General features: G+C 69.7%; 20 protein-coding genes. 9 read left to right on the top strand and 11 right to left on the bottom strand.

Features of this window, described 5'->3' with window-relative positions:
* Positions 1-265 precede the first annotated feature (265 nt).
* From FF100_RS01260 to FF100_RS01250, 3 genes are all read left to right on the top strand, one after another.
* Positions 266-1,516 carry an acyl-CoA dehydrogenase family protein gene (locus FF100_RS01260; RefSeq protein WP_139033745.1) on the top strand — a complete coding sequence of 417 codons (1,251 nt, stop codon included), beginning with the start codon at positions 266-268 and terminating at the stop codon, positions 1,514-1,516.
* Positions 1,517-1,704: 188 nt separating this feature from the next.
* Entirely contained in the window at positions 1,705-2,817 is a 1,113-nt protein-coding gene (sfnG, locus tag FF100_RS01255) for a dimethylsulfone monooxygenase SfnG (RefSeq protein WP_139033744.1), read from the top strand.
* A gap of 50 nt (positions 2,818-2,867) precedes the next feature.
* Positions 2,868-3,335 (top strand): opioid growth factor receptor-related protein, encoded by a 468-nt coding sequence (locus tag FF100_RS01250; protein WP_139033743.1) that lies wholly within the window; start codon positions 2,868-2,870, stop codon positions 3,333-3,335.
* A 13-nt stretch (positions 3,336-3,348) separates the two neighbouring features.
* On the opposite strand, the gene lysS is transcribed toward FF100_RS01250, so the two are convergent.
* The 9 genes from lysS to cyoA all read right to left on the bottom strand — a co-directional run bounded on the left by lysS (position 3,349) and on the right by cyoA (position 13,524).
* Positions 3,349-4,848: a lysine--tRNA ligase gene (lysS, locus tag FF100_RS01245; RefSeq protein ID WP_139033742.1), complete on the bottom strand. Its 1,500-nt coding sequence runs from the start codon at positions 4,846-4,848 to the stop codon at positions 3,349-3,351.
* A 158-nt stretch (positions 4,849-5,006) separates the two neighbouring features.
* Positions 5,007-6,254: an acyl-CoA dehydrogenase gene (locus FF100_RS01240; protein ID WP_139033741.1), complete on the bottom strand. Its 1,248-nt coding sequence runs from the start codon at positions 6,252-6,254 to the stop codon at positions 5,007-5,009.
* Between the two features lie 108 nt (positions 6,255-6,362).
* Positions 6,363-6,899 (bottom strand): response regulator transcription factor, encoded by a 537-nt coding sequence (locus tag FF100_RS01235; RefSeq protein WP_139033740.1) that lies wholly within the window; start codon positions 6,897-6,899, stop codon positions 6,363-6,365.
* A gap of 1 nt (position 6,900) precedes the next feature.
* Positions 6,901-8,259 carry an ATP-binding protein gene (locus tag FF100_RS01230; protein ID WP_139033739.1) on the bottom strand — a complete coding sequence of 453 codons (1,359 nt, stop codon included), beginning with the start codon at positions 8,257-8,259 and terminating at the stop codon, positions 6,901-6,903.
* A gap of 182 nt (positions 8,260-8,441) precedes the next feature.
* Positions 8,442-9,188, bottom strand: a complete 747-nt coding sequence (locus FF100_RS01225) for an SURF1 family protein (RefSeq protein ID WP_342778977.1) — start codon at positions 9,186-9,188, stop codon at positions 8,442-8,444.
* Entirely contained in the window at positions 9,185-9,580 is a 396-nt protein-coding gene (cyoD, locus tag FF100_RS01220) for a cytochrome o ubiquinol oxidase subunit IV (RefSeq protein ID WP_139033738.1), read from the bottom strand. The genes FF100_RS01225 and cyoD overlap by 4 nt, the downstream gene beginning before the upstream one ends.
* The gene (gene cyoC, locus FF100_RS01215) at positions 9,577-10,209 is read right to left on the bottom strand and encodes a cytochrome o ubiquinol oxidase subunit III (protein WP_139033737.1); all 633 of its coding nucleotides are present in this window, start codon (positions 10,207-10,209) and stop codon (positions 9,577-9,579) included. The genes cyoD and cyoC overlap by 4 nt, the downstream gene beginning before the upstream one ends.
* A gap of 10 nt (positions 10,210-10,219) precedes the next feature.
* Positions 10,220-12,265 (bottom strand): cytochrome o ubiquinol oxidase subunit I, encoded by a 2,046-nt coding sequence (gene cyoB, locus FF100_RS01210; RefSeq protein ID WP_139033736.1) that lies wholly within the window; start codon positions 12,263-12,265, stop codon positions 10,220-10,222.
* Positions 12,266-12,408: 143 nt separating this feature from the next.
* Positions 12,409-13,524, bottom strand: coding sequence for a ubiquinol oxidase subunit II (cyoA, locus tag FF100_RS01205; protein WP_139033735.1), 1,116 nt, complete (start codon positions 13,522-13,524; stop codon positions 12,409-12,411).
* Positions 13,525-13,669: 145 nt separating this feature from the next.
* On the opposite strand from cyoA, the gene FF100_RS01200 reads away from it, so the two are divergent.
* Positions 13,670-15,016, top strand: a complete 1,347-nt coding sequence (locus FF100_RS01200; protein WP_139033734.1) for an MFS transporter — start codon at positions 13,670-13,672, stop codon at positions 15,014-15,016.
* Positions 15,017-15,234: 218 nt separating this feature from the next.
* Here FF100_RS01200 and FF100_RS01195 read toward each other — a convergent pair whose 3' ends face one another.
* Positions 15,235-16,077, bottom strand: coding sequence for a chorismate mutase (locus FF100_RS01195; protein ID WP_139033733.1), 843 nt, complete (start codon positions 16,075-16,077; stop codon positions 15,235-15,237).
* A gap of 262 nt (positions 16,078-16,339) precedes the next feature.
* On the opposite strand from FF100_RS01195, the gene metX reads away from it, so the two are divergent.
* From metX to FF100_RS01180, 3 genes are all read left to right on the top strand, one after another.
* On the top strand, positions 16,340-17,512 hold the full coding sequence (gene metX / locus FF100_RS01190) for a homoserine O-acetyltransferase MetX (RefSeq protein WP_139033732.1): 1,173 nt from the start codon (positions 16,340-16,342) through the stop codon (positions 17,510-17,512).
* The gene (gene metW / locus FF100_RS01185; protein ID WP_139033731.1) at positions 17,509-18,168 is read left to right on the top strand and encodes a methionine biosynthesis protein MetW; all 660 of its coding nucleotides are present in this window, start codon (positions 17,509-17,511) and stop codon (positions 18,166-18,168) included. The genes metX and metW overlap by 4 nt, the downstream gene beginning before the upstream one ends.
* A 139-nt stretch (positions 18,169-18,307) precedes the next feature.
* Positions 18,308-18,808 carry a SclB protein gene (locus FF100_RS01180; protein WP_139033730.1) on the top strand — a complete coding sequence of 167 codons (501 nt, stop codon included), beginning with the start codon at positions 18,308-18,310 and terminating at the stop codon, positions 18,806-18,808.
* 28 nt (positions 18,809-18,836) lie between these two features.
* Here FF100_RS01180 and FF100_RS01175 read toward each other — a convergent pair whose 3' ends face one another.
* Complete coding sequence (locus FF100_RS01175) at positions 18,837-19,892, bottom strand: SDR family oxidoreductase (RefSeq protein WP_139033729.1); 1,056 nt, start codon at positions 19,890-19,892, stop codon at positions 18,837-18,839.
* Positions 19,893-19,984: 92 nt separating this feature from the next.
* Here FF100_RS01175 and FF100_RS01170 point away from each other — a divergent pair, with 92 nt between their 5' ends.
* Together FF100_RS01170 and FF100_RS01165 are read left to right on the top strand one after the other, a co-directional pair.
* Complete coding sequence (locus FF100_RS01170; RefSeq protein WP_139033728.1) at positions 19,985-20,356, top strand: MmcQ/YjbR family DNA-binding protein; 372 nt, start codon at positions 19,985-19,987, stop codon at positions 20,354-20,356.
* On the top strand, positions 20,353-20,598 hold the full coding sequence (locus FF100_RS01165; RefSeq protein ID WP_139033727.1) for a hypothetical protein: 246 nt from the start codon (positions 20,353-20,355) through the stop codon (positions 20,596-20,598). Before FF100_RS01170 ends, FF100_RS01165 begins: the two co-directional genes overlap by 4 nt.
* The last annotated feature ends 9 nt before the right edge of the window (positions 20,599-20,607 follow it).

Below are 20,607 nucleotides of genomic sequence, written 5' to 3'. Positions count from 1 at the left end.
GTCAGGTGCGCCGCGTGCCGCCCGGTTCGGCCCCGCCTGCGGTTCTGGATCCCGGGCTCTCGCCTTCGGCGAACCCCGGGATGACCCGGGGCGGTGGGGCTGTTCGCGCAGATCCTGCTCAGCCGCTCCATTCGAAAGCCCGGTACGGCGCCGGCACGGCGCATGTGCCCCGTCCCTTTCGAAAAGGCGGTTTTGCTCAACGCCGGTTGGCGCTAGGCTCCCCCGGGATGCCGGGGCGCGAGACCCCGGCGACGGGAGGATTCGCATGGACTTCACCCTCTCCGAGCGGCAGCGCCACTGGCGCGACCGGGTCCGGGCCTTCATGGACGAGCATGTCCGCCCCATGGTGCCGACCTACAAGGCCGAGATGGAGGCCTTCGGCACCGACCGCTGGCAGCCGGTGCCGGTGATCGAGCGGCTCAAGCCCAAGGCCCGGGAGGCGGGGCTGTGGAACCTGTTCCTGCCCCCCTCCCCCGAGCATGACGACGGCGATTTCCGCGGCGCCGGGCTCACCAACCTCGACTACGCGCTCTGTGCCGAGGAGATGGGCCGGATCCAGTGGGCCTCCGAGGTGTTCAACTGCTCGGCGCCCGATACCGGCAACATGGAGGTGCTGCACCGCTACGGCACCAAGGCGCAGAAGGAGCGCTGGCTCACCCCCCTGATGGCGGGCGAGATCCGCTCCGCCTTCCTGATGACCGAGCCGGACGTGGCGTCGTCGGACGCCACCAACATCGAGACCCGGATCCGCCGCGACGGCGACCATTACGTCATCAGCGGCCGCAAGTGGTGGTCGTCCGGCGTCGGCGATCCGCGCTGCGCCGTCGCGATCGTGATGGGCAAGACCGACACCAGCGCGCCCCTGCACCAGCAGCAATCGCAGATTCTCGTGCCCCTCGACACGCCCGGGATCGAGGTGGTGCGGATGCTGCCGGTCTTCGGCTACGACGACGCGCCGCACGGCCATGCCGAGGTCATCTTGCACGACGTCCGGGTGCCGGCCGAGAACCTGCTGCTCGGCGAGGGCCGCGGCTTCGAGATCGCGCAAGGCCGCCTCGGGCCGGGACGCATCCACCATTGCATGCGCACCATCGGGGTGGCGGAAGAGGCGCTGGAGAAGATGGCCAAGCGCCTCCTCGGCCGCGTCGCCTTCGGCAAGCGCATCGCCGACCACTCGGTCTGGGAGCAGCGCATCGGCGAGGCCCGCACCGACATCGAGATGACGCGCCTCCTCTGCCTCAAGGCGGCCGACATGATGGACAAGGTCGGCAACAAGGGCGCCAAGCTCGAGATCGCGATGATCAAGGTCGCCGCGCCGCGCATGGCGCTGAAGATCATCGACGACGCGATCCAGGCCCATGGCGGCGCCGGGGTCAGCAGCGATGCCGGCCTTGCTTATTCCTATGCCCGCATCCGGACCCTGCGCCTCGCCGACGGGCCGGACGAGGTCCATAACCGCTCGATCGCCCGGCTGGAGCTGGCGCAGTACGGCAACCGCGAGCGGCCGAAGGCCTGACGGGGCATCCGAGAAAGATCGTCCGCGCGGCAGGCGCCTTCGAGAGAACGGGCTTCCCGCGCGGGCCGCAAAAAAGCATGACGATGCTTTTGACGGCGCGGAAACGGCCTTCGATACTGAAGATCAACCGCGCCATTCGATTATGACGGCGACGGCTCTTCTTCATGATCGATGAGCGAGGATCCGCCATGACGCAGAAAACCGCGCAGCAGACCCCTGAGCCGATCCGCTTCGCCTACTGGGTGCCGAACGTCTCCGGCGGCCTTGTCATCAGCAAGATCCCCCAGCGCACGTCCTGGGACGCCGATTACAATCGCGAGTTGGCGCGGATCGCCGAGCGAGCCGGCTTCGATTACGCCCTGACCCAGATCCGCTTCACCGCCGGCTACGGCGCCGAGTACCAGCACGAATCGGTCGCCTTCAGCCACGCACTGCTGGCTGCCACCGATCGCCTGAAGGTCATCGCCGCGCTCCTGCCCGGGCCGTGGAATCCGACGCTCGCCGCCAAGCAAGTGGCGACGATCTCGCAGCTCACGGCTGGGCGCATCGCCGTCAACATCGTCAGCGGCTGGTTCTCGGGCGAGTTCCGGGCGATCGGCGAGCCCTGGCTCGACCACGACGAGCGCTACCGCCGCTCGGAGGAGTTCATCCGCAGCTTGCGCGGGATCTGGACCGAGGACGATTTCAGCTTCCGCGGCGACTTCTACCGCTACACGAACTACACCCTGAAGCCGAAGCCGGCCGAGCCCCTTCCTGAGATCTTTCAGGGCGGCTCGTCGCGCGCGGCGCGGGACATGGCGGCCCGCGTCTCCGATTGGTACTTCACCAACGGCAACACCCCGGAGAACATCCGGGCCCAGGTCGACGACATCCGCCACAAGGCGGATGCCGAGGGACGCAGCGTGAAGGTCGGCGTCAACGCCTTCGTGATCGCCCGCGACACCGAGGAGGAGGCCCGGGCCGTCCTGCGCGAGATCATCGAGCAGGCCGACCCCGAGGCCGTGCGCGCCTTCGGGCACGAGGTCAAGAATGCCGGCGCCGCCTCGCCGGAGCGCGAGGGCAACTGGGCGAAATCGGGCTTCGAGGATCTGGTCCAGTACAATGACGGCTTCCGGACGAACCTGATCGGCACGCCCGACCAGATCGCCGAGCGCATCCTGGCGCTCAAGGATGCCGGCGCCGACCTGGCGCTGCTGGGCTTCCTGCACTTTCAGGAGGAGGTGCGATATTTCGGTGAGCAGGTGATCCCGCGGGTGCGGGCGCTGGAGGCGGCGCGGGCCGAGCGGCGGGCGGCGGCCTGACGGCGGCGCCTCCCCGCCCTATCCTGATGGGGCTTTTCGGGGAGGCATCCATGACCGAGGCGAGTGCGGGACCGATCCACGCCTTCCTGGCCGGCCACGGGCGCGACGGACGCGGGCGCAGCCTCGCGGAGGTGCTGGCCTTCGACGACGACCGCATCGAGGGCGTCCACGACTTCATCCAGTGGCTGTTCCCGCTCCGGGATGCGAGCCGGGCGGTGCCGGGGGCACCGGTGCTCGGGGCCGCGGAGGCCGAGGCGATCCGGGCCGATCCGACGGCCCGGGCCGGGCTCCTCGCCGCCCGCGACCGGATGCTGAGGTTCTATTCCGCGACCGACGGGTGGCTCACGGCCTTCGACCACAACCACCTGCGCATCACCCGCATCCTCACCGCCCTGCGCGACCTCGCCGGGCTGGATGAGGCCAGGGCTTTTCACGCGGATATCCTCACCCTCAACGAAGCGGCAGGCTCCCCGGTGAACCCGGGGAGCCTGGAATACTGGCGGCGGGCCGTGAGCTGACCGCGGCCGCCGATCAGGGACGAAGCGGCCGCAGCGTCGGGAAGGCGATCACCTCGCGGATGGTCTGGCTGTCGGTGAGGAGCATCACCAGCCGGTCGATGCCGATGCCGAGCCCGCCCATCGGCGGCATGCCGAAGCTCATCGCCTTCAGGAACTCCTCGTCGATGCCGGGGGCTTCCGGGTTGCCGGCCGCCTTCTGGGCCGCCTGCGCCTCGAAGTTGCGGCGCTGCTCGCGCGGGTCGTTGAGCTCGGAATAAGCGTTGGCGATCTCCCAGCCGTTGCAATAGGTCTCGAACCGCTGCGCGACGTCGGGCCGGTCGGGCCACGCCTTGGCGAGCGGCGAGATCTCCTTCGGGAGATCCAGCACGTGGGTCGGCTGCACCAGCGTCGCCTCGACCGTGTGGCCGAACACCGCTTCGATGATCTGCCCGCGATTGTGCGCCGGATCGACCGGGACGCCGAGGCGCCCGGCTTCCGCCGCCACGGCATCGCGCGTGACGATGAGGCGGAAATCGACGCCCGTGCGCTCCTCGATGAGGTCGAACAGGGAGGCGCGGCGGAACGGCGGCGTGAAGTCGAGCGTCACGCCGTCGAACGTGCAGGTCGTGCCGCTATGCACCGCCCGGCAGGATTCCGAGACCAGAAGCTCGGTGACGCGGATCATCTCCTCATAATCCACGTAGGCCTGATAGAGCTCGATGGTGGTGAATTCCGGGTTGTGGCGCGGGCTAATCCCTTCGTTGCGGAACAACCGGCCGATCTCGTAGACCTTCTCCGACAGGCCACCGATGACGAGCCGCTTCAGATGCAGCTCCGTGGCGATGCGCAAGGAAAGCGGAATGTCCAGCGCGTTGTGATGGGTCTGGAAGGGCTTGGCGATGGCGCCGCCCGCCGTGGCGTGGAGGATCGGCGTTTCCACCTCCAGGAAGCCGCGCTCGTCCAGCGCGCGGCGGATGGCACGGACGATCAGCGAGCGCCGGCGCAGCGTGAGGCGGCTCTTCTCGGTCGCGACCAGGTCCTGCTCGCGATGGCGGTAACGGAAATCGACGTCCTTGAGGCCGTGATACTTCTCCGGCGGGCTCTCCAGCGCCTTGGCGAGCAGCACCAGACGGTCGGCATCCAGCGTCAGCTCCCCGCGCGGCGTGCGGCGCAGGCTGCCCTCCACGCCGACGATGTCGCCGAGGTCGAGCAGACCCAATAGCGTCCGCACCTCGGGCGCCACGTCCTTGATCGGGTGGAAGACTTGCAACCGCCCGCTGTCATCCAGCACGTCGAGGAACATGCCGGAGTTGCGGATGGCCATCACGCGCCCGGCGATGGCGGCTCGGACCTCGGTCTTCTCCCCGGCCGGCAGATCCTTGTGCTGCGCGTGCAGGGCCGCCGCGCTGTCGCGCTTGTCGAATTGGGTAACGTGGAACGGATTGCCGAACGCTTCGGTGATCTGCGCCAGCTTGCTGGCGCGCTGCGCAGCAGGGTCGGTCCCGGTGGCGAGGTCGGGGATGATCTGGGTCATGGCCAATCTGTCAGGCTTGGGAAGCACCCTCACCTAACGGAACCGTGAACCGAAGACGAGAGCACCGCCCGATCGCGTTGCGATCGGACGGTGCTCCAGGTCTTCGGATGGTACGGAAGGGCCTGCGACGAACCGGCATCCGGTTCGCCGAGCCTGCGCTAGAAGAACGCCTGCAACCCGGTCTGCGCCCGGCCGAGGATCAGCGCATGGACGTCGTGGGTGCCCTCGTAGGTGTTCACCGTCTCGAGGTTCTGGGCGTGGCGCATCACGTGGTACTCGCCCATGATGCCGTTGCCGCCGTGCATGTCGCGCGCCTCGCGGGCGATCGCCAGCGCCTTGCCGCAATTGTTGCGCTTGACCAGCGAGATCATCTCGGGCGCCATCCGGCCCTCGTCGAACAGACGGCCGACGCGCAACGAGCCCTGGAGACCCAGCGCGATCTCGGTCTGCATGTCGGCGAGCTTCTTCTGCACCAGCTGGGTCTGGGCGAGCGGCCGGTTGAACTGCTTGCGGTCGAGCGTGTATTGCCGCGCCCGGTGCCAGCAATCCTCGGCCGCGCCGAGCGCCCCCCAGGAGATGCCGTAGCGCGCCCGGTTGAGGCAGCCGAACGGCCCCTTGAGGCCCGAGACGTTCGGGAGCAGCGCGCTCTCCGGCACCTCGACGCCGTCCATCACGATCTCGCCGGTGACCGAGGCGCGCAACGACAGCTTGCCCTTGATCTTCGGCGCGGAGAGGCCCTTCATCCCCTTCTCCAGGATGAAGCCGCGGATCTGGTTGTCGTGGGCGGGCGACTTCGCCCAGACCACGAACACGTCGGCGATCGGGGCGTTCGAGATCCAGGTCTTGGCGCCCGAGAGGCGATAGCCGCCGTCGATCTTGTCGGCCCGGGTCTTCATGCCGGCGGGATCGGAGCCGGCATCCGGCTCGGTCAGGCCGAAGCAGCCGACGAACTCGCCGGAGGCGAGCTTCGGCAGATACTTTTTGCGCTGGCTCTCGTCGCCGTAGGCGTAGATCGGGTACATGACGAGGGACGATTGCACGCTCATCATCGAGCGGTAGCCGGAATCGACCCGCTCGACCTCGCGGGCGACGAGGCCGTAGGCGACGTAGCTCGCGCCGGCGCAGCCGTATTCTTCCGGCAGGGTGACGCCGAGGAGGCCAAGCTCACCCATCGCGTTGAACAGCGAGCGGTCGGTCTTCTCCTCGGCATAGGCCTCGACGATGCCGGGCAGCAGGCGCTCCTGGGCGAAGCTGCGGGCCGAGTCGCGGATCAGGCGCTCGTCGTCGGTGAGCTGGTCGTCGAGCAGGAACGGATCGTCCCACCGGAACGCGCCGCGGGTCCCCTCGTTGGGCGTGACCGGGCTGAGGTTGGTCTGGGTCGCGACCGCGGCGGACGGGGGGTTCATGGCGTCTCCTCCTGGCGTTTCGGCCGGGACGTTACCTCGGGTGCGCCGCCTCCGCCAGGATGCGAAACCGCATTCCGCACGCGCCAGCCATGCAGGCGGGGTGCGGGATCACTTCACCTGCTGCTTGTCGAGCTTGCGGGCCAGCGTGCGCCGGTGCATCCCGAGCCGGCGCGCCGTCTCCGAGATGTTGAAGTCGGTCTCGACCAGGGTCTGGTGGATGCGCTCCCATTCGAGCGTCTTGATCGAGGTCGGCCGGCCGTCGAGGGAGACGTCGACGTCGCCTTCCGCCTTGGAGAAGGCCGCCTCGATGTCGTCGGTGTTCGCCGGCTTGGCGAGATAGTGGCAGGCGCCGAGCTTGATCGCCTCGACCGCCGTGGCGATGCTGGCGTAGCCGGTGAGCACCACCGTGAGGATGCCGGGATCGTGGTCGTGCAGGGCCTTGACGCAGGCGAGGCCCGATTCGCCGTTGAGCTTGAGATCGACCACGGCGTAGGCCGGACTGCGTTCGGCGAGCAGGGCCTCGAGGGCGCCGAGGCCGGTCAGGCTCACCACCGTGTAGCCGCGGCGCTCGAGCGAGCGGGTCAGGGTGGCGGCGAAGCGGTCGTCGTCCTCGACGATCACGAGCAGGCGGTCGTCCTCGGACATCTCACACCGTCAGGCCGGAGAGCGGCAGGCTGATGGTCACGACGGCGCCTCCGTAGCTGCGGTTGCGGGCCTCGACCGTGCCGCCGAGCTTGCGCACGACGTTGACGACCAGGAACAGCCCGAGCCCGCCGCCGAGGCGGCCCTTGCTCGATGTATAGGGCTGGCCGAGCCGCGCCAGCATCTCGGGCGCGAAACCGGGTCCGCGGTCGGTGACCGACAGCCGCAGGGTGTCGCCGTCGCGCAGAGCCGCCAGCTCGACGAAGTTCGGCGACATGTCGAGGGCGTTGTCGAGGACGTTGAACAGGACCTGCTTGAGGGCGGTGTCGGAGACGATCTCCTCGTCGTCGCCGAACTCGTCGCGGACCTGCAGGCAGAAGCAGGAGCGCATCCGGCGCCAGTCGCCGGCGAGCTCGGTCACGAAGCCGCGCACCGTGGTGAGGTGGGGCGCCTCGCCGCGGGCGGCACCGGCCGCGAGCAGGATGCCGGTGACGATCGCCTTGCAGCGCCCGACCGCCTCCTGCATCTCCTCGATCTCCCGGGCGATGTCGGGCGAGGCGGTGAGCTCCGGCATCCGGCGCCAGTCGCCGAGGATCACCGACAGCGAGGAGAGCGGCGTGCCGAGCTCGTGCGCCGCCCCGGAGGCGAGGAGGCCCATCCGGACGATGTGATCCTCCTCGGCGGCGCGCTGGCGCAGGTCGGCGAGCCGCGCATCCTGCCGGCGCAGGTTGCGCGAGACCCGGGTGACGAACACCGCGATCAGCGCCGCGTCGATCACGAAGCCGACCAGCATGCCGACGAGGTAGAGCCGGAACAGCTCGTCCTCGCCGTCGCCCTGCGGCAGCACCAGCGGCCGGTGCGCCAGCATCAGCAGGCCGAGGGCCGCGGTGGTCAGCGCCACGAGGGCCAGCGTCGCCCGGCTGCTCAGCAGCACCGCCGCCAGGGTGAGCTGGAGCAGGAACAACGAGGTGAACGGGTTGGTGGCGCCACCGCTGAGGTAGAGCTGCGCCGTGAGCGCGACGACGTCGAGGAGCAAAGCCACGAACAGCACGCCCTCGGTGACGCTGCCGCCGCGGGCGAGCCATCCGACGCTGACGAAATTGAGCAGCACGAGCCCGATCAGCACCACCGCCATCGGCCCGAGCGGCAGCGCGATGCCCAAGCCCCCTTGCACCACCGCGATGGTCATGACCTGCCCGGCCACCGCGATCCAGCGCAGCTGCACCAGGAGCAGCAGGTTCTGGCGCCCGCCCTCCTGGTCGTCGGGCTCGCCGAAGCCTGCGGGCGGGCCGGCACCGAGGCGGCGGGCGGTGTCGGTGAGGATTTCGCGAGCTTTGCGGCGCGACTCGGCCCAATCGGTCATCGGAAGACCGTTCCGGTGCCCGCGCCCTGACCCCTCCCCCGCAGAGGCAGGGCTGTCCGGGAAAAAAGGATGGCGCGTCTCCCCTCTCCAGGGGATCCCGCGCTTGATCTTCAAAGGGACTGTCCCCGGACAGCTCTCCCGCGGAGGGGGGAGGGTTTTCCCGGTGCCTCGTCTGGAAACCATCAGCCCGGAACCCGCTCCCGCCACGCCCGATACGCTGCATACCCCGTCAGCGCCGCCAGCCCGAACCATGTCAGCGCGTAGATCAGGTGATGGTTGCGGAACGCGACGACGGTCAGCCCGCCGACCGGTCCGCCCGGCCGGTTGCCCGCGGCATCCGCGTCGATGAAGTACGGCGCCACTTGGCCGAGCCCCTTGGCGCCTGCGATCGCCGCGACGTCGCGGGAATACCAGCGGTCATGGGCCGGATCGTTGCTGCGCAGGAAGCCGCCGCCGGGCTCAGGGATCCGCAGGAGGCCGGTGACGGCCGCACGTCCCTCCCCGTCCGCAGGCGGCGCCTGCCAGTCCGGGGGCACGAAGCCGCGGTTGATCAGGATCGTGTCGCCGGACGCGGTGACGAACGGTTCGATCAGCCAGGAACCGGCGCCCTTCTCGGTCACCGCCATCACGCGGACGCTGCGGTCGGGGCGGAAGCGGCCGGTCGCCGTCACGCGGCGGTACTCGTCGGCCTCGCGGGTGATCGCCGGCCACGCGGCCCGGCCGGGCGCCTCGACCGGGGCGGCGGACAGCCTGGCCTCGACGCGGGCGATGAGATCGAGCTTCCAGGCCCGGCGCTCGACCTGCCAGATGCCCAGCGCGAGGAACAGGGCGGTGGCCAGCAGCGAGAGCGCCACCAGAAACAAGCGCTTGGTGGACCGGGGCGGAGCCGCCCCGGCCGGGATCGGACGATCGTTCTGGATCGTCGTCACGGCATGTTGCGCATGTCGCCCGGCGACATCGGCATCATGTTGGTGTTGAGATGGTACATCACCCAGAGCGAGCCCGACAGCGCGATCACCACCAGCACGATGGTGAAGATCAGCGCCATCATGGTCCAGCCGCCTTCCGAGCGCGCATTCATGTGCAGGAAGTAGACCATATGGACCACGATCTGCGCCACCGCGAAGGCCATGATCACCAGCGAGGTGACGCGGGGATCGGTGAAGACCTCGGCCATCACCAGCCAGAACGGGATCGCCGTCAGGATCGCCGAGAGGACGAAGCCGGTGACGTAGCCCTTGCGCGAGCCGTGGCCGGCCTCGTGGTGGTCGTGGACGACCTCGACGTGGACGTCGTCGGAAACGGGAGCGCGGGCGCTCATTTCAGGGACCCCATCAGGTAGACGAAGGTGAAGACGCCGATCCAGATCACGTCGAGGAAGTGCCAGAACATGCTCAGGCACATCAGCCGGCGGCGGTTGGCCTCGATCAGGCCGCGCTGGTGCACCTGCACCATGAGGGTCACGAGCCAGATCAACCCGAAGCTGACGTGCAGGCCGTGCGTGCCGACCAGGGTGAAGAACGACGACAGGAAGGCGCTGCGCTGGGGCGTCGCGCCCTCGTGGATCAGGTGGGCGAACTCGTAGAGTTCGAGGCCGATGAAGCAGAGGCCGAAGGCCCCGGTGATGGCGAGCCACCGTTGCGTCATCCGCTGGTCGCCCTTCTCCATCTCCAGCATGGCAAAGCCATAGGTGATGGAGGAGAACAGCAGCATGGCGGTGTTCACCGCCACGAGCTTGAGGTCGAACAGGTCCGCACCGGACGGACCCGCGGCGTAGTTCCGTCCGAGCACGCCGTACGTCGCGAACAGGATCGCGAAGATCAGGCAGTCGCTCATCAGGTAGAGCCAGAACCCGAGCATGGTCCCGCCCTCGGCGTGGCCGTGCTCGTCCTCAGTGACGTAGAAGTGCAGCTCGCCGTCGTCCGCTGCGGCCGTGTGTGCGTGTGCCATGGCGGGGTCCTCAGGCGCCGACGGGGGTGGGGGCCGGGGCCGTGGCGAGCGCGCGGGTGCGCTCGTCCTCGGTCCGCGCGACCTCGTCGGCGGGGATGTAGTAGTCGCGGTCGTAGTTGAAGGTGTGGATGATCGTCGCCGCGATCACGCCGACGAAGGCAAGCGCCGCGAGCCACCAGACGTACCACACCATGGCGACGCCGAAGACCGTGGCGATGGCCGAGATGATCACGCCCGCGCCGGTGTTCTTGGGCATGTGGATCGCCTTGAAGCCGGTCACCGGACGCTGGTGGCCGCGGTTCTTCATGTCCCACCAGGCATCGCCGTCATGCACCATCGGCGTGAAGGCGAAGTTGTAGGGCGGGGGCGGCGACGAGGTCGCCCATTCGAGGGTGCGGCCGCCCCAGGGGTCGCCGGTGAGGTCGCGGAGCTGCTCGCGCCGCAGGATGCTGACGGCGAACTGGATGATCATCGCGCCGATGCCGCAGGCGACGAGCAGCGCGCCGAAGGCCGCGATGACGAAGAGCGGCTGGTACTCGGTGCCGCCGAAGGAGCTCATGCGGCGGGTCACGCCCATCAGGCCGAGGATGTAGAGCGGCGTGAACGCCACCCAGAACCCGCTGACCCAGCACCAGAACGAGACCTTGCCCCAGAACGGGTCGAGGCGGAAGCCGAAGGCCTTCGGCCACCAGTAATAGATGCCGGCGAACAGGCCGAACAGCACGCCGCCGATGATCACGTTGTGGAAGTGCGCGACCAGGAACAGCGAGTTGTGCAGCACGAAGTCGGCCGGGGGCACGGCGAGCAGCACGCCGGTCATGCCGCCGATGACGAAGGTCAGCATGAAGGCGACGGTCCACATCATCGGCAGATCGAAGCGGATCCGGCCGCGATACATCGTGAACAGCCAGTTGAAGATCTTCGCGCCCGTCGGGATCGAGATGATCATCGTGGTGATGCCGAAGAACGAGTTGACGCTCGCCCCCGACCCCATGGTGAAGAAGTGGTGCAGCCAGACCAGGTAGGACAGGATGGTGATGACGACCGTGGCGTAGACCATCGAGGCGTAGCCGAACAGGCGCTTGCCGCAGAAGGTCGAGACCACCTCGGAGAAGATGCCGAAGGCCGGCAGCACCAGGATGTAGACCTCGGGGTGGCCCCAGATCCAGATCAGGTTCACGTACATCATCGGGTTGCCGCCGAGATCGTTCGTGAAGAAGTTGGTGCCGACGTAACGGTCGAGGGTGAGCAGCGCCAGCACCGCGCCGAGCACCGGGAAGGAGGCGACGATCAGGATGTTGGTGCAGAGCGAGGTCCAGGTGAAGACCGGCATCTTCATCATCGACATGCCGGGCGCCCGCATCTTGACGATGGTGGCGATCAGGTTGACGCCCGACAAGGTCGTGCCGACACCGGCGATCTGCAGCGCCCAGATGTAGTAGTCGACGCCGGTGCTCGGCGAGTAGGCGATGTTCGACAACGGCGGATAGGCGAGCCAGCCGGTGGCCGCGAACTCGCCGACGAACAGCGACATCATCGTCAGCACGACGCCGCCGGTGGTCATCCAGAAGCTGAAGTTGTTGAGGAACGGGAAGGCGACGTCGCGGGCGCCGATCTGCAGCGGCACCACGAAGTTCATCAGCCCGGTGACCAGCGGCATCGCCACGAAGAAGATCATGATCACGCCGTGGGCGGTGAAGATCTGGTCGTAGTGGTGCGGCGGCAGGAAGCCCTCGGCGCCGCCATGCGCGATCGCCTGCTGCGAGCGCATCAGCACCGCGTCGGCGAAGCCGCGCAGCAGCATGACGAGCCCGAGGACCATGTACATGATCCCGATCTTCTTGTGGTCGACGCTGGTGATCCAGTCGCGCCAGAGCGGACCCCAGAGCTTGTACTTGGTTAGCACGCCGAGGACGGCGAGGCCGCCGAGCGCCACGACGAGGAAGGTGACGACCACGATCGGCTCGTGGAGCGGCAGGGATTCGATGGTGAAGCGGCCGAACAGCAGCCGCCACCAGTGCGGGTAGGCTTCGATCGGATTGTGCTCGGAGTTCATGGCTCAGCCTGGAGTGCAGGTCGGACTGTTCGGGGTCGGATCCACGCGGAACGGCGCCGCCCGGATCCTTGTTCGGGCCTCGCGGTCGCCGCCGAACCGGCGACCGCGCCGGCACCGGCCGCGAGCGGCCGGTGCGACAGGGTTCAGTTGAGGCGGGGCGTCGCGGCGGCGGAGGCCGTCGAGGCGTTGCCCAGGGACGCGACACCCAAGCCGTAGGCGTCGGCAGGGGTGCAGAGCGCGGTGACGAAGGTCGCCTGCTGGGTCGCGCCGGTGCCGCGGCGCACCGCCTTGTCGTAGGTGAGGCTCATCACGGTGTTGATGCCCTCGCGGCCGCCGCCGCCGCGGGCGTCGATCGCCGCCATGTCGTGCATGCACATCTTGGTGCGGTCGACGCACATGTTGAGGATCGCGTCGTAGAGGCCGGCATCGACGGTGTTGTAGTAGCGCACCGGCTCCTTCTCGCTCGGGCGCTCGAGCTTCAGGTAGTCGGCCCGGGACAGGCCGCCGCCCTCCTTCTTGACCTTGTCGACCCAGGCGCTGAAATCGCCCTCGTCGACGCCCTTGAAGGTGAAGCGCATGTGCGAGAACCCGGCGCCGCTGTAGTTGGCGGAGAAGCCCTCGTAGTTGCCGGCCTTGTTGATCACGGCGTTGAGCCGCGTCTGCATGCCCGGCATGGCGTAGATCTGGCCGGCGAGCGCCGGGATGAACAGCGAGTTCATCACCGAGGACGAGGTGATGCGGAACTCGATCGGCCGGTCGACGGGCGCGGCGACCTCGTTGAGCGAGGCGACGCCCTGCTCGGGGTAGAGGAACAGCCACTTCCAGTCGAGGGCGACGACCTGGATCACCAGGGGCTTGCCGGAGACCATCGGGTCGCCGACACTCGACACGATCGGCTTCGACGCGCTGATGCGGGTGACCGGGCGGTAGGGATCGAGCAGGTGGGTGCCGAGCCAGGTGAGCGCCCCGAGCGCCACGATGATCAGCAGCGGCGCCGACCAGATCACCACCTCGAGACCGGTCGAGTGGTGGAAATTCGGGTCGTAGACGGCCTTCTTGTTGCCCTCGCGGTAATGCCACGCGAAGGCGATCGTGAGCGCCATCACCGGCACGATGATGAGGAGCATCAGCACCGTGGAGGCGATCAGCAGGTTACGCTGTTGCAGCGCCACGTCGCCGGACGGCGAGAGGAGCACCATATTGCATCCCCCGGTGAGGAGGATGAACGGAAGTACGAGGAGGAGGCGCAAGTGTTTCACGGGCAGCCCGGACGATCAGCTTTCGGCCCCTGTCCTGTACGCCCGCCGGAGCTCCCGCGGGATTGGACGTTTTGTCCAGGCCCCCAACCGGCCGGTTCTCCTCTAAGGAAGGGGCCTTCGTAGAGTGACGAAGCAGGATTCCGATATGGCCACGATCATGGCGGACGCCGCCGCCGCCAACTCCTCCAAGCCGGAACGGGATGCCCGCCTGGCCTCGTCGGAGCCGGGGCACGTCGCGCCCGGCGAGATCGCGCTCGGCGTCATCATCGGCCGCACCTCCGAGTTCTTCGACTTCTTCGTGTTCGGCCTCGCCTGCGTGCTGGTCTTCCCGCGGCTGGTCTTCCCGTGGGCCGAGCCGGTGACCGGCACGCTGTACGCCTTCGGGCTGTTCGCCCTCGCCTTCGTGGCCCGTCCGGTCGGCTCGGTGCTGTTCATGGCGATCGACCGGCGCTACGGCCGGGCGACCAAGCTCACCATCGCGCTGTTCCTGCTCGGCCTCTCGACCTGCCTCATCGCCTTCCTGCCGGGCTACGAGACGATCGGGCATTGGTCGGCGGTGCTGCTCGGCCTGTGCCGCATCGGCCAGGGCCTGGCGCTCGGCGGCGCCTGGGACGGGCTGTCCTCGCTCCTCGCCCTCAACGCACCCAAGAACCGCCGCGGCTGGTACGCGATGCTGCCGCAGCTCGGCGCGCCGGTGGGCTTCATGCTGGCGAGCGGGCTGTTCGCGTTCTTCGTGCTCCAGCTGTCGGATGCCGACTTCATGGGCTTCGGCTGGCGCTACCCGTTCTTCGTCGCCTTCACGATCAACGTCGTGGCGCTCTTCGCGCGCCTGCGCCTCGTCGCGACCGAGGAGTTCCGCCGCCTGCTCGAGGCCGACGAGCTCGAGCCGGAGCCGGTCATCGAGACGGTGCGGGCCAGCGGCCGCAACATCCTGGTCGGCGCCTTCGTGCCGCTCGCCTGCTACGCCCTGTTCCACCTCGTCACGGTGTTCCCGGTCAGCTGGATCAGCCTGTTCACCGGGCGCTCGGTCGGCGAGTTCCTGATGGTGCAGTTCGCCGGTGCCGTCATCTGCACGATGACGATCATCATGTCGGGCCTGATCGCCGACCAGATCGGCCGGCGCTCCACCATCGCGATCGCCGCCGCGCTGATCGGGCTGTTCGCGCTGGGCAGCATCATCGCCCCGCTGCTGTTCGGCGACAGCATGCCCGGGCAGACGATCTTCGTGGTGGTCGGTTTCGCGCTGCTCGGCCTCGCCTACGGCCAGAGCTCGGGCGCCATCGCGGAGAATTTCGGCACCAAGTACCGCTATACCGGCTCGGCGCTGACCTCCGACCTCGCCTGGCTCGTCGGCGCCGGCTTCGCCCCGCTCGTGGCGCTGTACACCTCGAGCCATCTCGGCCTGCCGTGGGTCGGGGTGTACCTGCTCTCCGGTGCGGCCTGCACGCTCGGCGCGCTCGGGCTCAACCGGCGTCTCGGCGTCTCGGCCTGAAATTCGGCAAGGATGAAGCGCGGGATCCCCTCTCCCGGGTGGGAGAGGGGTAGGGGTGAGGGTGATACGGCTCAGAATAAAGCTGGATCGTTGAGCTGCCAGCACGACGCTCAGCGCTTTGCGCGGAAGCGTGTCACCCTCACCCCTGACCCCTCTCCCACACGGGAGAGGGGAACCGCGCGTTTCCTTGAAAGGTCGGTCCAAGACCTGATCTTGATTTACCCCTCCCCCACGCGGAACCGCGCCGCGTGGCTGCCGATCTCCTCGAATTCCCCCGGCGCCGCGCCGGCCTGCGCCAGGGCCGCCCGCGCCTCCTCGGGACCGACGCTGCCGGGCATCGCCAGGAGCTGGCTCAAGCCTCCGCTGAGGCCGGCGCTCGCCACCACCTCCCCTCCCAGTTCCGCCACGGCCTCGGCCGCCTCCTCGCGCCAGCGCTCGAACCGGGCGGCGTAGAGCACCCAGTCGCGCTGGGCCGCAGCCGGATCGTCGAGGGGCTTGGCGATGCAGAAGACCGGGGTGCCGGCCGGGTGGCCGGGCCGCTCGATGAAGGGCAGCCGGGCGATCACCTTCGGGCGGTTGGGCCCGGCGAGCTGGCGCCACCAGGCGCCGGCGGTCACCCCCTGGTCGAGGCGGAAGACCCCGAGGTCGCCGCGCGAGGCGGCGACCGCCGCGATCACCGCGGCGGCGCTCGGATGCGGCCGGTACGGCACCGTGAAGCCGAAATGGAACCGGGCCGAATCGCGCATCGGCGCGTCGCCGCCGGAGACGTCGGCATGGACCGCGAACGGCGCCTGCACGTAGGTGAAGGTGGCGATGATGACCCGCCAGATCCCCTCCACGGTGTCGAGCGGCAGGAGGCCCTGATGGCGTTCGGCGATCATCCGCATCATCGAGGCCTCCCGGCCGGGCCGGAAGGCGGAGCCGGAGGCCGAGGTCTTCTTGACCGCGATCAGCCGATCGATGATCCGGCCGCGCTCCATCAGGAGGTCGTGCATCGCCGAATCGATGCGGTCGATGTCGGCCCGGAGGGCGGCGAGGTCGGCGGGCGGGGTCGACGTCATGGCTTCGCGGGGCAAGGCGGCAGGAGGATCCGTCTTACGACCGCCCGCGCCCGCGGGCCAGGGCCGCCGTCGCGCGGTCCTGCCGGAGAAGTCCCTTCCGTCGATTGACGGCGCGACAGCGAAGCCCTACCTCTTTCGTCCGTCGAAGCGGAATTTTTGGACGCTTTAACGGCCGGTCCGGTTTGGAGAACGAATCGCCTCCGGTTTTTCCACAGCCTTCGCCGCGTCAAGCCCGCCGCCTGGCGACAGCCCCGTGAGAAGCATGGCCACACCTCTCCTGAAGTCCGGCCCGGAGCCCGCCTCCCAGGCGGACGAGCCGACGAGCCCCGTCGCCCGGTTCGAGGTCGATGCGCCGCTGGCGATGGATGCGGGCGTGGACCTGGCGCCGTGGCAGATCGCCTACCAGACCGCCGGCACCCTCAACGCCGAGCGCAGCAACGCGGTGCTGGTCTGCCACGCGCTCACCGGCGACCAGCATTTCGCCAACACCCATCCGGTGACCGGCAAGGACGGCTGGTGGGAGCGGCTGATCGGTCCCGGCAAGCCGGTCGACACCGACCGCTACTTCGTGATCTGCGCCAACGTCGTCGGGTCGTGCATGGGCACGACCGGGCCGGCCTCGATCAATCCGGCGACCGGCCGGGCCTACGGCCTCGACTTCCCGCTCGTGACCATCCGCGACATGGTGCGCGGCCAGGCGATGCTGCTCGACCGGCTCGGCATCAAGGACCTGTTCCTGTGCATCGGCGGCTCGATGGGCGGGATGCAGGTGCTGCAATGGGCGGCGAGCTACCCCGAGCGGGTCTTCGCCGCGATGCCGATCGCGACGGGGGCCCGCCACTCGGCCCAGAACATCGCCTTCCACGAGGTCGGCCGGCAGGCGATCCTGGCCGATCCGAACTGGCATGGCGGGCGCTACCTCGATGTCGGCACGCGGCCCGCCAAGGGCCTCGGCGTCGCCCGGATGGGCGCCCACATCACCTACCTGTCGGAGCCGGCGCTGCACCGCAAGTTCGGCCGCCGCCTGCAGGACCGGGACGCCCCGACCTTCTCGTTCGACGCCGATTTCCAGATCGAGAGCTACCTGCGCCACCAGGGCATCACCTTCGTCGAGCGCTTCGACGCCAACGCCTACCTCTATCTCACCCGGGCGATGGACTATTTCGACCTCGCGGCCGACCATGGCGGCGTGCTCGCCAACGCCTTCCGGGACACCAGGACCCGGTTCTGCATCATGTCCTTCACCTCCGACTGGCTGTTTCCGACCGCCGATTCGCGGGCGATCGTCCACGCGCTCAACGCCGCGGCGGCGCCGGTCGCCTTCGTCGAGGTCGAGAGCGACAAGGGCCACGACGCCTTCCTGCTCGACGAGCCGGCGATGATCTCGGCCGCCAAGGGCTTCATCGCGGCCGCGGCCCGGGAGCGCGGCCTGTGAGTAGCGTGACCGCCTCCCTCGCCCCGGCGGACCTGCCGCAGGACGCCACCGGCTCGTCGCGCATCGACCACCTGGTGATGCTCAACCTCGTCGAGCCGGGATCCCGGGTGCTCGATGTCGGCTGCGGCGACGGCTCGCTGCTGGCGCTGCTGCGCGACCGCCGCGGCGTCGACGGCCGCGGCATCGAGTTGTCGCGCCAGGGCGTCAATGCCTGCCTCGCCCACGGCCTGCCGGTGATCCAGGGCGACGCCGACACCGACCTCGCGGCGTATCCGGACGACGCCTTCGACTACGTGATCCTGTCGCAGACGATCCAGGCGACGCGCCAGCCCAAGGTCGTGCTGGAGCACCTGCTGCGGATCGGCCGGCACGCGATCGTGTCGTTCCCGAATTTCGGCCATTGGCGGGTGCGCAGCGAATTGCTGCTGCGCGGCCGGATGCCGGTGACCGACACCCTGCCCGACCCCTGGTACGAGACCCCGAACATCCACCATTGCACGATCCGCGACTTCGTCGGCCTGTGCCGGCTGGTCGGCGCGCGGATCGAGCGCGCCTCGGCGCTGGACGCCTCGGGCCATCCGATGCGCTTCGCCCTGCCGTGGTGGGTGTGGAACCTCGTCGGCACGCAGGGGGTGTTCCTGCTGCGGCGGCAGTGAGGGCGCGCCAGCGGGGTCTTCCCCGCCGGCCACGGTCCTGTCCCGCACCGTCCGCGATCGCGCGGGAACGGCCCTAGATTCCGCGCTTTGGTCAGCCCCCGGCAGGCGGGCTGGATCCAAAGCGAGAAGGAGTGCGGGCATGGCGGAGCATTCGAGCCACCGGGACGCCCCGGTGCCCGGCGGCAGGGTCTCGCCCGAGACCGGAGCGGCCGGAACGGCAAGCGGGGACGTGCTCACGCCCGAGGAGCGGCGCGAGCTGGAGCGGCGCCTCGCCCGGCCCGACGGACCGCGCGACGATGCGGGCCGGGCGCCCGATCCCGGCGACCTGCCGGGCGAGGCCGACGACGTCCGGGCGGCCTTCGGCACCGCCGGCGCCGATGCGGCCGATGGCGGCGCGCAAGGCCAAGGGGGACAAGGGTACGGCGGAATGGGCGGCGACGGGACGACGCAATCCGGGATCCTGAGCGCGCCCGGGGGCAGCGAGGCGGCGCCGACGCGGGTCGACGACGTGCCGGCCTCCGAGCGCAGCAACCCGGAGGAACTCGCCGGCCGCGACGACGCCCGCCGCAATCCGCCCCGGCGCGACGAGACCGGCCCGGGCGGCCGGACGGTGTTCTCGAACGCGGCCCGGGAGGGGTGACCGGCCGCCGCGGCGGCGGGATGTCCGGTCAGTTCGACCGCGGCAGCACACCCGCCGCCTGCAACCGCCGGATCGCCGCAATCAGGGCGTCGGCGCTGTCGACGGTCTCGGTGAAGCCGGCACGGCGGATCTTGGCCATGTCGGAGACGAGATCGAAGTCGCTGTGGAACACGAAATCGCCGAACGCCCACCCGACCGCGCGCTCGTAGGGTGTGTCGACCAGCCCCTGCTCGGCGACGAGGCGGGCCCAGGCCGGGGCCTTGTCGGCCATGTGGGTGGCCAAGCGCAGCGGCACCGGCGGGCCGAGGGGGAGATCGAGGGCGCCGGCGATCCGCTCCCAGATCCGGCGCCAGCGGAACGGCTCGTGGACGTAGTTGAACGCCTCGCCCCGCGCCGTGTCAGAGGTGGCAGCCCACAGGCTCGCCCGGGCCAGCGCGCCGGCCTCGGTGACCTGGGCGAACACACCGTCATACACGTGGGCGGGGCCGGGGAAGCGGAAGGCCGCCCCGTCCGCCCGGCACAGGGCCGCGTAGGCCCCGATCACCATGGCGATGTTCATGGCGTTGCCGGCGGCATCGCCCACCACCACGTCCGGCCGCAGGATCGCGAAGGCCGGGCCGCCGCGGGCGGCGCGGGTGCGCAGTTCGTCTTCCTGCGTGAAGTAGAAGTTCGGCCCGACGTGGCGCGGCTCGTCCTCGTAGAACGGCGACGGCACGGGGCCGAGATGGACGCCGTACACCTTGGCGCCTTGATACAACACCGCCCGCTCGAGGGGCGCGCCCGCGGCCTCGAGCCCGTCGAGGAGGTGGCGCAGCATCGCGCCGTTCACCCGCACCTCCGCGGCGAGGTCGGGCTGCGGCGCGAGGGCGGCGTAGAACAGGTGGGTGACGTCGCGGACCCCGGTCAGGGCGGCGCGGGTCGCGGCGGCATCCGTGAGATCGACCGCGATCGCCCCGGGGGAGCCGTGCGGGCGGCGCGACAGGGCGCGGGCGCGCCAGCCGGGGGTGGCGGACAGGGTCTCCATCAGCGCCTTGCCGATGATGCCGTTGGCGCCGGCGACCAGGGCGGTTCGGGTCTCGGGCATCGTGCGCTCGCGCCTCCGTGAGGGATCGACGGAGGTGCAACATCGGCGGACTGGCCGGGATCCCGACCGATCCCCGCGCGCGTTGCAGAACGATGCCTCGACAGCCCCGACCCCGCCGCGCGGTCCCGCCGCGGAAACCCTCGCTCTGGTTCGAGGTTGCCCGCCGGGCGGCCGGCACGGTGCCGGGCGTCACGGAGCAGGCGAGCGCGGCCGGTCCGGTCCTGCGGATCGGCCGGCGGCGTCTCGCCCGGCTGGCGGAGGACGGGGTGTCGCTGGTGGTGCCGATCGGCGAGGACGAGCGCGCGCTGCTGATCGCAGCCGAGCCCCGGACCTTCGCGGCGGACCGGGGCGACCAGGGGCGGCCGATGGTGCGCATCCATCTCGCCTACGTCGATCCCGGCACCCTGGCGCGCCTCCTCGCGCAAGCCGCCCACACCTTGACCGGAGCAGACCGAGCACCATGACCGACGCGCGCGACGTGACGACCCCGGACGGCACCGCCTGGACCTGCATCGAGGCGCTGGCCGAGATGCCGGAGGCGGCCAAGGAGAAGCTTGCCGGCGAGGGGCGCCGGGCGGTGGTCTGCACGCCGTCCGGCGGGGCGCATTCGGTGCGGCTGACCCTGGACGAGGCGTGGCGCACGATGCCGGATTCCGACCTCGCCGCCAGGATCGCGGCGGGACTCGCCGAGGACGGCCGGGGATGACCGCGTGGC

Origin of the sequence: Methylobacterium terricola (genome assembly GCF_006151805.1) — a bacterium.
Lineage (GTDB): Bacteria > Pseudomonadota > Alphaproteobacteria > Rhizobiales > Beijerinckiaceae > Methylobacterium > Methylobacterium terricola.
This window is presented reverse-complemented; position numbering and strand designations above follow the sequence as displayed.